Here is a 15,202-nt window from a genome sequence, read left to right on the forward strand (position 1 = left end):
GGCTTCATTGCGCTTTTTACACCACGCCTTTTTCTGTTCCCGCATCCTGCGCCACCTGCCCCGGTTACGCCGCCGGGTACACAGGCCGTTTTATCAGCGTCGGGAAGCGAAACAACGCGCGCCCGACGCCATGATTTGTCAGCGACCAGACGGCAACGGACGCCAGTGAGCAGAGGGCGACAATGACCAGCGGATAGAGGCAGGCCCACAGCCACGAAAACCATGCCAGCGCAAAGAGCTGGTGGCGCTGCGCAAACAAAATGGCCGTCATGCCGAAATACTCAATAAAGATGCGATGCAGGACGTAAACAGGCAAGGTGTGACGGCCAATCCAGTTGAGCCACGCCATGCTACTGACCTGATTTAACCCGCGACAGGCCGCCACACTGATGAGGATGGCAAGAACAGATAAGAAGAGGCTTCTGTCGAAATCGAACAGAGCGGGCAGGCCCGCCAGCAGCAGCAGTAACAACCACGGCAGTCCGTTTTGCCTTCGCCACTCGCTTAAACGCAGTATCTGCGAACACCAGAACGTGCCGAGCATGAAGAAAACAAAATATTGCGCCAGACTCTGCGGGCCCCAGTAGGGAATGATTTTTTCAACCGCCAGATAATTAAGCACTGCGGCCATAAGCAATAAAGGCAGGCTGTAACGTTGAAGAAGTTTGGCAAGAAGAAAGTAGATCCCCAGGGCATATAAATACCATGAGGTGCTCATCGCCAGAAACGTCAGCGTCAGGAACTCAGAAAAGGTTCCCGCATAGGCCGCATTGATATTTTGTGAAATACGCTGCCCGGTAATTTCCGTTGAAATGCCCGTGATGGCCCCCCACTGAATGGCTCCCCACAGCAGATAGAGATAAAACAGATTTGTCATCCGGCTGGTCGCGATATGTTTCCAGGGGCGGTCAATGATGGCATTTCTGGCAAGTAAACCCGACACAAAGAAAAACGCGGGCATGCGCAGCGGCGATAATAACGTATTAAACTGCACCCACATCTCTGCCACCCATTCACCTGCGGCCAGATCTTTCACTTGGCTTTCAAAACCGGGTAACACCGTGTGATACAGGACGACCAGCAGGATACAGATTCCCTTTAGGGTATTAATCCATTCAATATCTTTTTTTTCACTTTTCGTCATCAGGCTTTTTCCGTCGCTGTGTCATGTACAAACAAGTTATTCGAACTGCCGACGTTATCGTTATACGAAAAGTATTCCCTATGCTCGCACTCCTGAATGTAGCGAAAGTCTTAAAGTCCCCTCCCCGGAAGGGTTTAAAACCGTACTTTACAATACAGGATGTTTTCTGACATTTATCCCGAATTTAATTTCAACGCAGGGAATTGTTGTCAGACGACGGAATAAATAAGGTGTTCTTATCTGAATAAATAAGAAATGTCCAGGTGTTGCTGCCCGTTAAGCATCAGGTCAGTTATTAAATCAGTTGGCCTGGGTCGCGCAGGACAGGCGAGGTATTTTATCCCATGGCCCTACGCTGTTGCGTGAACGCGCGCTGCAAAAGCCGTGCGGCGCTATGCAGGCATCCTGCCGAAAAGGCCCCAAGGTCCCGCGCATCCTGCCCCTCAGATCCATGACTTTATCGTTGCGGCAACAGATAAACGTTTCATCGCGCGATGCCACACCGCACGATGACGTCCCGGCGAATTTTCACACTCAACGCTTGCTTAACCTTATTTCTGGCTTTATGTTAGCTCAGGTGACTCATCTTAAGTACAGGTAACGTTACTGTGCGTGTTTGATTAGCGCGAGTGACTTATTCAGCCAGGTAAAATCGTTCGTTCATGCCCTTTTCGGCTAATTTTTTCCTGCATTATTGCCTGTATCTTTATTTCAGGTTCGAATATCACCTTAAAAAAGACAGGGCGTGGATAAAACACCGCTAAACGTTATTCGCTTAGGTGTTCCTTTCGGAAATATCGCTGACAGGTGAAAAGTGCATTTTTAGGTTTAGGTTTAGGTTTAGGTTTAGGTTTAGGGGTGATTTTTTCAATGTCCACTCGGCACGCTGTGTCTGAATAGCTCTTCCAGACTTACTTACCAATGGAATCTCAATATGCAGCATGCGCATTATACGCCCGTTTCCACCACCGCGACCGTTAACAACCAGCAGATACTGGCAAACGACTGGGGCACTCTGACCAAATACGATATGACCTATGTCCGTTCCGATGGGACAGAACAGCGTTTCACGCGTGAAGCTTACGATCGCGGCCACGGTGCGACTATTCTGCTCTACAACCGCGATGACAGAACGGTCATCCTTACCAGCCAGTTCCGCCTGCCTGCGTTTTTGATCGGTCATCACTATGAACTGATTGAAGCCTGCGCCGGTTTGCTTGATGAGCGGGACCCGATCCAGGCAATAAGAAGCGAAGCCGAAGAAGAGACCGGATATAAGCTGAATGAGGTCACTAAGATTGGCGAGATATTCATGAGCCCGGGTTCCGTTACTGAGCGTCTGCACTTTTTCATCGCCCCTTTTACCCGCGAAATTCGGATTAACGAGGGCGGAGGCCTTGCTGCTGAAGGTGAAGATATCAAAGTCATTGAGGTGCCGATTCAAGAGGCGCTTGCAATGATTGAGGCCGGCATCATCATTGACGCGAAAACCATTATTCTGATTCAGCACCTGGTCATCAAAGGCATTTGTCTCCCGGCATAACACGGCACGCGAAGAGCAGCCTCAACATGCAGTGTCCTTTTCCCCGACCAGAGGCGGCTGAGGCTTCTCGCCCTGTCAGCTGACGCGACAGGAACAGGCTAACGGGGGAGAGATGCTCACTCCCTGCTTTGCTCGCCAGAGAAAGGATACGAAACGGGCCAGCATGCTGGCCCGGTACGTCAGGATGATGAGGCTTGGGTTTCTGGCTGCCGTTTACTGATTAAACGTGGATGAATAAACAGCATCCGTCCCGGCCCCCGGTTCAGCAGCGACCAGACCATCAAAGACAGGAGCGTGCAGACTGCCACGCCGGTTAACGGCATCAGCAACGCCCATGCCCAGCTAAAACCCGCGTTGCCAAACCAGCCGTAGTGCAGCGCCAGTGAGATGGCGCTCAGCCCCACCAGTTCGATAAAGATACGGTGCAAAACATAAATCTGCAGCGTGTTACGCCCTATATAGTTCAGCCACGCCATATTGAAATGCGCATTAAGAAAACGGCACAGCACAATACCAAAGACGATGGTCAGCAGGCTGTAGAACGGGTTTTTATATATGCCGCCCAGATGATGGGCAATGCCGATCGCCGCGATTGCGCCCAACCAGAGCCAGTGACGACCTTTTAAACCGCTCAGTTCGATTAACGTTGCGCTAAAAAATACGCCCAGTAAGAAATAGAGATAGTTCTGTGCCACGCTGGCCGGGCCCCATCCGGGGATCAGGCTAAACTGCGCGGCGTAGTTTGCCGCTATTGCCGCAGCCACCAGCAGCATCTTCTGCCGATGGAAAAGTTTAGTGACCAGAAAAAACCCCGCCAGAGCATACAGGTACCACAGGCTGGTCATCGACAGCATCAGCAGTTTAATAAACTCCATTGGCGAATCCGCATAGGCGGCGTTTTTGCTGCTGGACAGCCGCTCGCCCAGGTGGGTTGAAATGTAGTGGATACTCAGCCACTGGATTACGCCCCACAGCAGATACAGGTAAACGATGTTGCTGAACTTTTTAGTGAAGACCGCTTTCCAGCGTTTATTGATCACCGAGTTACTGGCCAGCAGGCCGGATACAAAGAAAAATGCCGGCATCCGTAAGGGGGAAAGCCAGGTATTAAACGCCACCCACGCATGAGCCGGTACGATACCGGCTGTCAAATGATGAAGCGCTGGCGCGAAGGTTGTAATGATGGAGTGATGCAGTACCACAAGTAAAATGCATCCCCCTTTTAGGGTATTGATCCAGAGGATTTCCTTCCTGGGTTGGTTCATTATGTCTTCCCGATCGTGCAATGAATTTGTGAAGAATTATTAATATTTAGCGGGAAGTCTCAATCAGGCGGCTCTTAAAAGTTACAATCTGTTACCTCAGGACGCGAGATGATGACAAATAACCTTTAAAATCAGTTAATTAAATCTATGCAAAATGTAAATTTTCGGAAGAAACTGAGAAGAATAAAGGTGGGATACAGCGCAATAAGCGCCGCCAACTTCTGGCGGCACCGGGTTTATTGATTAAGAAATTTATTCAGAAACTGCCGGGTACGCGGCTCCTGAGGATCGCTGAAGAGTGCCTTAGCAGGGCCCTGTTCAACAACACGGCCCTGATCCATAAAAATGGCGCGGTCGGCGACGTCGCGGGCAAAGCTCATTTCGTGCGTCACGATAACCATGGTGCGTTTTTCCTGAGCCAGTGCGCGAATGGTGTTCAGTACTTCACCCACCAGTTCCGGATCCAGCGCAGAGGTCGGTTCATCAAACAAAATGACTTCTGGCTGCATCGCCAACGCGCGGGCAATGGCGACACGCTGCTGCTGACCACCGGACAGGCGCCGTGGGTAGCTGTCTTCCTTGCCGTTGAGTCCAACTTTTTCAAGCAGGCTGCGCGCGCGGGCAACCGCGTCCGCTTTCGCTTCCCGCTTCACAATCACCGGACCTTCAATAATATTTTCCAGCACCGAACGATGCGGAAATAAATTGAAGTTTTGAAAGACAAAACCCACCTGCTGACGCAACATCCGCACCCGCTCTTTCTGTCTGTTCATGCCCAGGCTGGCGTCAATGGTGATATCACCCACTTTAATGCGGCCAGCATCCGGGACCTCAAGGAGGTTGATGCTGCGCAACAGCGTGGTTTTACCTGAGCCACTGGGGCCGATTATCGCGACGATTTCGCCCGGGGCGACATCGAGATCGATGCCGTGCAGTACCGTTTGTCCGTTAAACTTTTTCACCAACTGGCGAACTTCAATAGCACTCATTTCGCCTCCTGATCCTGACGGTTAACGTGCGCTTCCAGTCGGTTCTGCAATGCTGACAGTACGGTTGCCATCACCCAATAGATCAGCGAAGCCGCCAGATACATGGTGAACACCTCCAACGTGCGTGAAGTAATCAGCTGCGCCTGACGAAACAGTTCCGGAACCTGGATCGTGGCAGCCAGCGAGGTATCTTTTACCAGACTGATAAAGCTGTTACCCAAAGGCGGGAGTGCGGTGCGGGCGGCCTGCGGTAAAACAACCCGACGCAGCGTTTGCCACGGCGTCATGCCGATACTGGCCGCCGCTTCCCACTGGCCGCGCTCGATGGCAGCAATCGCGCCGCGCAGCGATTCTGAGGCATAGGCCGCCATGTTAAGCGACAGCCCAATCATCGCCGAGGGAATGGGATCCAGCTCAATGCCAAACTGCGGCAGACCGTAGTAGATCATAAACAGCTGGGCGATAAGCGGCGTGCCACGAAAGATGGACACGTAGATACGCGCCAGCCAGTTCACGGGCCAGAAGCGGGACAGGCGCATCAGCGCCAGCAAAAAGCCCAGTATCAGCCCGAAAAACATACCGCCAATACTGAGCTGCAGCGTGAACAGCGCGCCCTTAAGAAGAAAGGGTGCTGAGTCCAGCACCAGTTGTAAACTTTCCTGCATTATTTAGTAACGTCCGCGCCAAACCATTTTTCTGACAGCTTTTTAAGGGTGCCGTCTTTCTGCATTTCCGCAATGGCCTGATCGATCGCCTTCAGTAAATCTTCGTTGCCCTTACGCAGCGCAACGCCCGCTTCCAGACGCGAGAATGCCGGACCGGCTACCGCCATGGTATCGCCTGTTTTCTTCACCAGATCCAGAGCAGCCAGGCGATCCACCAGAATCGCGTCAACGCGACCAGAACGCAGATCCTGATATTTGGTTGGGTCATCATCATAAGTGCGGATATCCACACCTTTTACGTTCGCGCGCAGCCACTGCTCGTAGTTGGTCCCCAGGCCCACACCGACTTTCTTCCCTGCGAGGTCTTCTGGCTTAGTGATGCTGCCCGCGTTTTTCTTCAGCGTCAGCGCCTGCACGCCAGAAATCGTATACGGCGTAGAGAAATCGTATTTCTTTTTACGCTCATCGGAGATCGTCACCTGATTGATGACCACATCGATGCGTTTCGAATCCAGCGCCGCTAACATGCCATCCCACTTGGTCGGCTTCAGGACGGCTTTAACCCCCATGTGTTTGGCCAGATCCTGAGCAAACTCCACTTCAAAGCCCGTCAGCTTGCCCTTTTCATCCTGAAAACTGAAAGGAGGATAGGTGCCTTCCAGACCGACGCGCAGCTCGCCTTTGCTTTTAACCTGCGCCAGTAAATCGTCTGCCGCAAACGTTTTAACGCTGAAGCCTGCCACCAGCGCAACCGCCATCATTCCCGTCACCACCTGGCGACGAATCTGTGAGAAAGCCATGTTTACCCCGTTTATTATTTGTAAGTGTGCTGTTGAGCGGCGCATCACGGCCTGCCGCTCTGTCATTATGGGCGTTATTTTACCTAAGGCGTTAAAATAACGGCTGAATTATAACCCTTTTTTGCGCTGCGTCTCAGACCGAAGGGTGATAAGCAAATAACGCGGGCGCGCCGCCTGTATGCACAAACAACAGCGGCCCTTCCCGGCGAAAACGATTCTGGTTGATACCATCGATCAGGCCCGCCATGGCTTTACCGGTATAAACAGGATCGAGAAAAATCCCTTCAAGACGCGCCAGCAGTTTGATCGCCTCCATGCCTTCTTCATTCGGCTCGCCGTAGCGCGGAGCAAAATAGTCATCCCATAGCGTGACCGGTGCCTTCGCCTCTAGGGCTAACTGCGTTGCCAGGGCCTGGCGTAGTGCGTCAACCTTAGGCCGTTGCTCAGCGACGTTACGCGATACGGTTACGCCAACCAGCTCAGTTTCCGGCAGCAGCTGTTCCAGCCCAACCGCCAGACCGGCATGCGTTCCGGCACTGCCTGATGCGACCAGGACTGCCGCAAAATCCACCACCCCTTCGCTCTGATGAGCAATCTCCTGGGCACATTCCACATAGCCCAGCGCCCCCAGCGCATTCGAACCGCCCACCGGCAGAATGTAAGGCCGGAAGCCCTGCGCTTCAAGCCGCTCCGCCTGTTCCGCCAGTTGCACGGCAGGTTGGGTCAGCGCATCGACCATCACCACTTCGACATCCATGAGATCCAGCATCAGGCGGTTGCCATTGGTCAGGTAGTTTTCACTGTGCGTTGCTATCGGGTTCTCCAGCAAGGCCACACATTTCAGGCCGAGTTTGGCCGCAACGGCCGCCGTTTGACGCACATGGTTAGACTGAATGGCGCCGGCGGTCAGCAGCACGTCAGCGCCTTCACGAAGGGCATCCGCGGCTAAAAACTCCAGCTTGCGCAGCTTGTTACCGCCCATAGCCAGCGGTGTCACGTCATCACGTTTGATAAAGATGTCACGACCAAGATAGTCAGATAAACGGGGCAGATATTCCAGCGGCGTGGGCGCGCCCAGAAGTTCGATACGAGGAAACTGATGGATAAGATGTAAGGACAATGCGGCCTCCCGTTGGGCACAAGGCAGTGATCTTTACAGTGTTACAGAAGATGCGGAAAGGATCATCCTGAATTCAAATGCGGGGGGAAAGAGAGGTCAGCCTGCTGCAGCGCAACATCCCCATTTTCCCCCGCGAAGTGGGAAAAATGGGGGTGGGAGACATCATGTCAGTGGCAACGCTCTCTGACATTTCACTGTGTCCCTTAACGTTGCTGCCAGCCTAAAAACTGGTCGTACTTTCGCAGCGCAATACGATAATTATTATTGCCAGCATCAGGTAAGTCTTCTTCCAGGCATTGATGCCAGCTATTGCCTGTCAGTTTTTCAGCCGGAAAGTTTCTGGCTTTCAGCATATCGTCAAGCCGACGTAAGCGAACCACGTATTCACGAATCGTGCTCGGGCTCATTTCCGTCTGTTCGAACAGATATTGTTTAAACGCCATAATGTCAAAGTAGTTAGGATGTGTATTACAAAAAATATCGCTGCAAAAACGGCAAAGCGCCGTTAATTCAGGCTGAAGTTTTAGCCAAAGCGGCTCATCAATCATTTGGTCCATGCGTGCGATGGCCTCTTTATTGATGATCTGACCTCGGAAGACCAGCGCCATACGATCTAAAACTTTGCCACAGTGTGAACAATTGGTTTGGCTGTGTTTGTAGTCTTTAAGATAACGACTTAAAGGTCTGGCTTTGGTTTTGGCTCCCACTGTTGAGTCCCCGATTTCTTATTATTTATAGATCGCCAGGAACTGAGCCTTCTAGCGCGCTCCCGTAAGTCGGGCACGCAAGCGTTTTATCGCCTGACTGTGCAGTTGGCTGACTCGGGATTCCCCCACGTCAAGAACCGCGCCAATCTCTTTCAGATTCAGTTCTTCCTGGTAGTACAGTGTCAGCACCATCTTTTCGCGTTCGGGCAAGGCCTCGATCGCTTCAATGACGCGTTCACGCAGACTCCCTTCCATCAACTGATGAAGTGGATTGGCCTCTTCGTGCCCTTCCGTCACCAGTTCCGCACTGTCACCGTGTTCTTCCCGATACTCGTCGTACGAAAAGAGTTGGCTGTTGTTGGTATCCAACAGAATCTGCCGGTACTCTTCTATCGAAACATTCAACTGTTGCGCGACTTCCTGCTCAGAGGCAGCGCGGCCAAGCATCTGTTCAACCTGATGCATGGCTCCCGCAACCTCGCGAGCATTTCGTCTGACGCTACGTGGTGCCCAGTCCCTGCTGCGAAGCTCATCAAGCATGGCTCCACGGATGCGCTGTACTGCATACGTGGTAAAGGCGGTACCCTGGAGTGCGTCATAGCGCTCCACCGCATTCAACAGACCAATGCCCCCGGCTTGAAGCAGATCGTCAAGTTCAACACTGGCTGGCAGGCGGACCTGCAAGCGCAGTGCTTCATGACGTACCAGTGGTACGTAGCGCTGCCAGAGCGAATGTTTGTCCATCACGCCTTCGGCGGTATAGAGATCGTTCACGTTGACTACCCTGCGTTAATGAAGTTATCGGCATGATTATGCAATTCTGTAGGGCTTTTGATTGGCAGAATAGGCGGGATAAACCGAGGTTATTTCAAATTTGTGATGTTTCAGAGCGGAAGTCTCCGCTCTGAACAGGAAGGCTAACGTAATGTCAGCAAACGCTGCCGTGTGGCTACGGGGACGTTTTCCCATAGCGCGCAAACCCGGCCTTCCATCTCCTGATAAAACGGGCTAATGCTTTCACGTGTTTTATCATCCGTGTGAAAACGGACCTGCCCGGAATCACCATCGATACTAATCATTCTGTTGATGAAAAGCCGCTGTAAGTCGCTGCGTAGGAACAACCCATTATCCACGCTATTGTCTGCGAGAAATCCCTCTTCGTTTTCGCGCGTATCGATATGGCAGGCTTCGACCCAGGGCCATTGATGCTGATCGAGAAGGCTGGTTCCGGTAATGATACAGGCCCCATAGCGCGCCTTAACCGCCGCCATAAACTCTGACTGGCTGGCCTTCTGCAACACTTTGGCTTTCACCCGCCGCCCGACTTCCGTACCAGGCATAACTGCAGCGGGCGTTCTGTGCTCAGGCGTGCTTAGTACCACAATAAACTGGATACGGCGTGACTGTGGAAAGCAAGGATTAGACTGAACGTTGAACAGCTGCCACCAGGCATCCTCTTCGTCCTCGCGCATCAGAACCAGCTTATAGCCCCGGCTGTTGATCAGGTTTTGCGCCTGAGCGGAGTGCGGATCGACCATCGCATAGACGTAGCTCTGCCCAATCACTTTCCACCGGTTGTTCTCTTTATCCTCGTGTCCCCGACGAAAATAGTGAAAAGGCTGCTGCTGTTTCAGATAGTGCTCAAAACGGCGCAGATAATTTTTTCGTTCGTTATCGTTGGCAATGAACAACAGGTCTTCCAGCGGACTGTTACTCTCTTCCTGAGCAAAGACAGCGCGAATTTTTAACGTCCGATAGCTGGTTGAAGGACTCAGCAACGCACGCGCGGTCAGTTCTTTCTCATCAGGGTATTGTTGTGCATAACGTAGGGCGATCTCTTCAAATGAGAGACGTTCGCCCGGTAGCAGGTCATAGTTAAAGCGCATAACCACCCCAGAACATGAAAAGTAATATCAAAATTAGAGCCATTCTGAAGGGAATTATCGGCATAGCGGAGATGAACTGTAACGCTGAGTTCACTTTTTTATTGTTTACGGCCCAGACCAAAATCCGTTCGTTTTGCTCTGCAACATTTGCATTAGTGCAACACAAAACACGCCTGTTTGTTTTATCTCCCTCTCTGTTCAGGGGCGCGCGGCGTTCTTATCCTTTACTTTACCTGCTTTTTTATCGGTTATTCTTGCCATTAATTTCACTTGCACACTCGTATTCTTTCACCATCACTCTGCAGATGCAGATCGGGTATAGAGGAAGTGAATGATGAAAGGCATAGTGCTGGCTGGTGGAACAGGTTCTCGATTACATCCTGTAACCTGCGGCGTCTCTGAGCAACTGCTACCGTTCTATGACAAACCCATGCTCTCTCTTCCCCTTTCGCTTTTGATGCACTTGCATCCATTCGTCTCGCGCCCGGACATTGCTGATTCTGAATATACCTGTCCTCACTATGATAATCCTAAGGATGAAGCCTGCCTGATGTGGAATGACCCTGATTTTGCAATTCAATGGCCTGTAGAACAGCCGATATTGTCGGTAAAAGATCAACAAGGACTATCACTGCAGGAGTTGGTGTAATGCGCGTTTTACTTACAGGGGCTTATGGCCAATTAGGGCGTTGCTTGCTGGATCGTTTTCCCGCTGACTGGATCACGCTGGCGTGTGGTTCGGCAGAACTGGATATTACTGACCGCTGTGCGGTTATGCGCGTCGTCAAAAAATTCAAACCTGATGTCATCATGAATGCTGCGGCCTACACGGCCGTCGATAAAGCAGAAACCGATCGTACCCGCGCGCTGAAGGTGAATGCGATTGGTCCTGAAAATCTGGCACAAGCAGCAAAACTGGTCAACGCACGCCTGATTCATATATCGACTGACTATGTTTTTGATGGGTTAAAGAAAACGACTTATAGCGAAAATGATCCGCCCTGCCCGATTAATTTCTATGGCTTAAGCAAGTGGGAAGGTGAAAAGCGTGTGTTTGAGGTATTGCCAGAAGCCATTGTGATTAGAACCTCATGGATGTTCAGCGAATACGGTAATAACTTCGTGAGTACGATGCTTCGTCTGGCGCAGACGCGTTCCGAGTTACATGTGGTGAACGATCAGTATGGCTGTCCGACCTACGCGGGTGATTTAGCCCAGGCCATGATCACGCTCGCCGACATGCCCGAAAAGCGCGGTCTTTACCATTATTGTGGCGATGTTGCCGTTAGCTGGTGCGAATTCGCTCAGACAATATTTGTCGCGGCGCAACAGGACGTGGTCGTGCATGGCATTATCAGCTCGCACTATCCGTCTGCGGCGATTCGGCCTGCGCGCAGTGTGATGAACAGCGACGCTCTCAGCACCATCGGCATCCACCCTTCAGACTGGCAGGATAAACTTCGCCTCTGTCTGAATCACCTGGCGACCCCCTTTCCCTACGCGAATACTTTATAAGGAGATAATTGAATGAAAGTAGCAACGATTGGTAACTGTCAGCTCGAAGTCGTTGGTCAGTTATTAAGTAATTATTCTGAGCTTCATCGTGGCGCAATAACACAAGTTTTTAATACACCTCTGTATAAACTTGATGCTCAGCGAGACATTATCAATCTGATGCACGAACTTGAAAGCTGCGATCATATTTATATGCAGTATCATTCTGAACGCTGGGGTTTGCTTTCAACTGTAAAACTGACTGAGTATTTCGATATCCGCATATTACCCACAATGGAATCAAGCGTATCAGCACCGCAACTAGGGTATTATTCTGCTGCCGTGCCCGATTTAATGGTGTATGTTGATTACCGTTTTTTGCATCTTTATTTGACCGCACATGCCTGTATGGATGCCGTTGCTGCGTACCACAATGTCAGTTACGATGCTGCCAGGCAGCATAACATGATCATGGACGACGCTAATCGCTACCAGCGGTTGTTCAAAGAGGGGAAGGTGGCGTTTGATTATTCAGACTTTTATCGGGATGCCCTGTTAAAAGATAAACGTTGCTACAGCACGGTAAGCCACCCCAATAATAAACATTTAAGCATTTTCTTTAGTGCAATCTTTTTTGATTTATTTAAAGAGAATAAGAACTTCGATCTGGGCGGCAACGATTTGCTTAAAAACTATATTGTTCCAGAGGTAGGCAGTGGCGAACAGCATTATTTTATGATGCGCGAAACAGGGCTTTCTCTGGCCTGTAAAATTAACTATCACTTCTTTTCTTCACAATCGCGTGAACAACTCTCAGAAGCCTTACTGCGTTCTACCTATTACCGCAGTCTGAAATCCGGCTATCAAAACCTCTGAGCTATGCTGTAAGCCTGAAGTTGCATCTTATCGATCAGGCTTATCAGCACAGAAAACGATATTGTTCAGGCCGCGCAATAAACACAGCGATATTGCTTTACCGTATTAATACAGCGTTATATCGCTTTGTTGCGTCAGGCCTGTCTCTGCCATTCCGGTCATTATGATTCTGCTTACAACGCTCAGGTTGACGCCAGAAAGAAGCGCGGTTCCTGGAGTGCCTGCCTGTCCCCGTTTGCGTTAAATACACACTAAAAAGGGCTTTATTTACGGCATCAGTTCGGCCTGCCGGGATTACAATCTGCTATAAAAGCGCGCCTGGCACCCCATTCATACCAGGAAAAACTTCGCTAGCTAAACAATGTGTTAGCTGCACCACCTCAGGCAAATCATAATGAGCAGTAATAAAAAAGCACTTATGCTGGATGCCGGTTTTGCTGCCATGCCTCTTTTGATGGCACTTAAGCATTCCGGTTATGAAACAGCCGTATGCAGCGGCAAACCGCAGGATCCGGGTCATCAACTCGCGGCCCACTCTTTTTGCCTGAATTATGCCAACGTACAGGACGTACTGACCCTGGCGAAATCACTCAATATCACTTCACTTCTGCCTGGTGTTACCGATGTGTCTTACCTTACGGGTGCCAGTGTCGCTGAAGCAATGGGCTTACGCGGTTTTGATCGCCCTGATGTAGCAGAAATTATTTTTAAAAAAGACGTTTTCCGCCAGTGGGCACAGAATAAGGGTTATCCAGTCCCTGTGGCCGTGAGCTGTCCTGAAGAGGCGGCGCCACTTCCGCTACCGTTGATGATAAAACCTGTCGACTCATACAGCGGATTAGGGATTTCACTGGTGACTGAGCGCGAACATATCTCCGCCGCCTGGCGAGACGCCTGTGCAGCATCATCCTGTGGCCAGGCACTTATAGAGCGCTGGATAGCCGGTGATTTGCACAGCCACTCCGCTTTTATCGTGAATGGAAAAGTGGCGGTCGAATATTTTGTTGATGAATTTTGTACCGTTTACTCCTGGCAGGTAAACAGTAGTAGTCTCAGCCTCAATCTTTCTGCGTCGATAAAAGACCAGGTCAGCGACTGTATACAGGCACTCGTTGATGAGCTCGGGCTTTGTGATGGTTTACTGCACACTCAGTTTATCTCGGACGGTAAAGACTTTTCTCTAATAGAAATGACACGCCGATGCCCGGGTGATCTTTATAATCAACTTATTGAATATTCTACAGACACGCCTTATTCACTCTGGTTCACCCATGCCTTTACCGGCACACCTTTTACGCCAGCCAATCGGCGCCCCGGGCACGTCAGATTAATCGCTCGCCATACCCTGTCCGTTGATCAGGAAGAAACCTTTACCTCCGTCAACTTCGCAGCATTACCGGCCAATATCCTTTCCTTTCTGCCACTGAAGAAAACAGGCGAGAGAATCCAGCGCGCGCCTCACGATCGCGCCGCGCTTATTTTTGCTGAATTCCACCAACGTGATGAACTGGCCAGCTTCACACCACAATTAAAAAATTTTTTTACGCTCAGTAAGTACTAGGAAACCGATATGAAAAAACAACTACAACTTGGTTTTATTGGCGGTGGCGCGAATTCGGCTATTGGTCTTACCCATAAAATTGCCTCACAGCTCGACGGGGATTTTACACTTGTGGCGGGCTGCTTTAGCCGCAATCCTGAGCAGAATCGCCACACGGGTGAGAGCTGGAATATTCATCCTGAACGTATCTACGACAGTATTCAGGCATTTATTATGCAGGAGCGCCACCATCTTGACGCAGTTGCGGTGTTAACACCCACCCCTGACCATCATGAAATTATCACCGCCTGTTTCGAAAACGGTCTGGCTGTAATTTGCGAAAAGGCTATGGTTGAAAGCCATCAAAGCGCTTTGCACGTGATGAACAGCGAGCACCAACATCAGGCAAAATTGTTTGTCACTTATAATTACAGTGGCTATCCCATGGTGCGCGAACTGCAAAAACGCGTACAGCGGGGCGATTTCGGGGCCATTCAGCAAGTCATGGTTGAAATGCCTCAGGAAGGTTTTGCACGACATAATCAACATGGCGATGTGCCAAAACCGCAGAGATGGCGGCAGCAGGATGCCGTCATTCCAACCGTTTCGCTCGATCTTGGCGTTCATGTTCACCAGCTAATTGAATTTATCACCGGGGATCACGCAGTCGATATTTATGCGATCCATGATACGTACGCCAAAATCCCCGGCGTCATCGACACCGTACATCTCTTATCGCGTTATCAAAGCGGTATGACATGTAATTACTGGTATGGCAAAGCCGCCCTGGGATACCGAAATGGCCTGCGGATTCGCGTCATGGGAAGTCAGGGCAGTGCAGAATGGCTCCAAATGGATCCTGAATTCCTTTATGTCAGCGGTTTGCAAGGCAGTCGTACTGTTATCGATCGCACAGCCAATGACAATATTGTTGCTGCTGATGCACGTTACTGCCGTTTTAAAGCGGGTCACCCTGCTGGCTTTATTGAAGCATTTGCCAATTATTATGCTGACATTGCCTCTGCATTGAGAGGGGAACCTAACGATTACGTGATGGGTTCAGACGTTGCGGCTCGCGGGCTTCACTTTCTTGAAAGTGCCGCGAAAAGTGCAACAAGTCTGCAAAAATGTACCCTTTAAACAATAAAAAGATAAAATATAACGGAGTTTCTC

15 protein-coding genes and 1 pseudogene are annotated in these 15,202 nt (G+C 50.6%); 7 read left to right on the plus strand and 9 right to left on the minus strand.

What is annotated here, in order from left to right:
- Positions 1 to 64: 64 nt before the first annotated feature.
- The gene (locus NYE92_RS05345; protein WP_259018679.1) at positions 65 to 1,144 is read right to left on the minus strand and encodes an acyltransferase family protein; all 1,080 of its coding nucleotides are present in this window, start codon (positions 1,142 to 1,144) and stop codon (positions 65 to 67) included.
- A gap of 934 nt (positions 1,145 to 2,078) precedes the next feature.
- Here NYE92_RS05345 and NYE92_RS05350 point away from each other — a divergent pair.
- Entirely contained in the window at positions 2,079 to 2,687 is a 609-nt protein-coding gene (locus NYE92_RS05350) for an NUDIX domain-containing protein (protein ID WP_126842853.1), read from the plus strand.
- A 179-nt stretch (positions 2,688 to 2,866) separates the two neighbouring features.
- Here NYE92_RS05350 and NYE92_RS05355 read toward each other — a convergent pair whose 3' ends face one another.
- The 8 genes from NYE92_RS05355 to NYE92_RS05390 all read right to left on the minus strand — a co-directional run bounded on the left by NYE92_RS05355 (position 2,867) and on the right by NYE92_RS05390 (position 10,119).
- Positions 2,867 to 3,952 (minus strand): acyltransferase family protein, encoded by a 1,086-nt coding sequence (locus NYE92_RS05355; RefSeq protein WP_014605584.1) that lies wholly within the window; start codon positions 3,950 to 3,952, stop codon positions 2,867 to 2,869.
- 236 nt (positions 3,953 to 4,188) lie between these two features.
- Positions 4,189 to 4,941, minus strand: coding sequence for an L-cystine ABC transporter ATP-binding protein TcyN (tcyN, locus tag NYE92_RS05360; protein ID WP_029570176.1), 753 nt, complete (start codon positions 4,939 to 4,941; stop codon positions 4,189 to 4,191).
- Entirely contained in the window at positions 4,938 to 5,606 is a 669-nt protein-coding gene (gene tcyL / locus NYE92_RS05365; protein WP_013026136.1) for a cystine ABC transporter permease, read from the minus strand. Before tcyL ends, tcyN begins: the two co-directional genes overlap by 4 nt.
- Positions 5,606 to 6,406 carry a cystine ABC transporter substrate-binding protein gene (gene tcyJ, locus NYE92_RS05370; RefSeq protein WP_014605583.1) on the minus strand — a complete coding sequence of 267 codons (801 nt, stop codon included), beginning with the start codon at positions 6,404 to 6,406 and terminating at the stop codon, positions 5,606 to 5,608. Before tcyJ ends, tcyL begins: the two co-directional genes overlap by 1 nt.
- Before the next feature lie 133 nt (positions 6,407 to 6,539).
- Complete coding sequence (locus NYE92_RS05375; RefSeq protein WP_015700081.1) at positions 6,540 to 7,526, minus strand: D-cysteine desulfhydrase; 987 nt, start codon at positions 7,524 to 7,526, stop codon at positions 6,540 to 6,542.
- Positions 7,527 to 7,729: 203 nt separating this feature from the next.
- The gene (gene fliZ / locus NYE92_RS05380; RefSeq protein WP_013026139.1) at positions 7,730 to 8,233 is read right to left on the minus strand and encodes a flagella biosynthesis regulatory protein FliZ; all 504 of its coding nucleotides are present in this window, start codon (positions 8,231 to 8,233) and stop codon (positions 7,730 to 7,732) included.
- Between the two features lie 51 nt (positions 8,234 to 8,284).
- Positions 8,285 to 9,007: an RNA polymerase sigma factor FliA gene (locus NYE92_RS05385; protein ID WP_006118887.1), complete on the minus strand. Its 723-nt coding sequence runs from the start codon at positions 9,005 to 9,007 to the stop codon at positions 8,285 to 8,287.
- Between the two features lie 143 nt (positions 9,008 to 9,150).
- Positions 9,151 to 10,119, minus strand: a complete 969-nt coding sequence (locus NYE92_RS05390) for an HNH endonuclease signature motif containing protein (protein WP_014593927.1) — start codon at positions 10,117 to 10,119, stop codon at positions 9,151 to 9,153.
- Positions 10,120 to 10,450: 331 nt separating this feature from the next.
- On the opposite strand from NYE92_RS05390, the pseudogene NYE92_RS05395 reads away from it, so the two are divergent.
- The 6 genes and pseudogenes from NYE92_RS05395 to NYE92_RS05420 form a co-directional block, all read left to right on the plus strand.
- Positions 10,451 to 10,579: pseudogene (locus tag NYE92_RS05395) on the plus strand (sugar phosphate nucleotidyltransferase); the annotation flags it as partial.
- Positions 10,577 to 10,768: a dTDP-4-dehydrorhamnose 3,5-epimerase family protein gene (locus NYE92_RS05400; protein ID WP_259019492.1), complete on the plus strand. Its 192-nt coding sequence runs from the start codon at positions 10,577 to 10,579 to the stop codon at positions 10,766 to 10,768. The pseudogene NYE92_RS05395 and the gene NYE92_RS05400, both read left to right, overlap by 3 nt.
- Positions 10,768 to 11,634: a dTDP-4-dehydrorhamnose reductase gene (rfbD, locus tag NYE92_RS05405; RefSeq protein ID WP_014605581.1), complete on the plus strand. Its 867-nt coding sequence runs from the start codon at positions 10,768 to 10,770 to the stop codon at positions 11,632 to 11,634. Before NYE92_RS05400 ends, rfbD begins: the two co-directional genes overlap by 1 nt.
- A gap of 12 nt (positions 11,635 to 11,646) precedes the next feature.
- On the plus strand, positions 11,647 to 12,489 hold the full coding sequence (locus NYE92_RS05410; RefSeq protein ID WP_014605580.1) for a WcbI family polysaccharide biosynthesis putative acetyltransferase: 843 nt from the start codon (positions 11,647 to 11,649) through the stop codon (positions 12,487 to 12,489).
- Positions 12,490 to 12,883: 394 nt separating this feature from the next.
- The gene (locus NYE92_RS05415; RefSeq protein ID WP_014605579.1) at positions 12,884 to 14,050 is read left to right on the plus strand and encodes an acetyl-CoA carboxylase biotin carboxylase subunit family protein; all 1,167 of its coding nucleotides are present in this window, start codon (positions 12,884 to 12,886) and stop codon (positions 14,048 to 14,050) included.
- Between the two features lie 9 nt (positions 14,051 to 14,059).
- Entirely contained in the window at positions 14,060 to 15,169 is a 1,110-nt protein-coding gene (locus NYE92_RS05420) for a Gfo/Idh/MocA family protein (protein WP_014605578.1), read from the plus strand.
- The last annotated feature ends 33 nt before the right edge of the window (positions 15,170 to 15,202 follow it).

It is taken from the genome of Pantoea sp. B566, assembly GCF_024793925.1.
Lineage (GTDB): Bacteria > Pseudomonadota > Gammaproteobacteria > Enterobacterales > Enterobacteriaceae > Pantoea > Pantoea ananatis.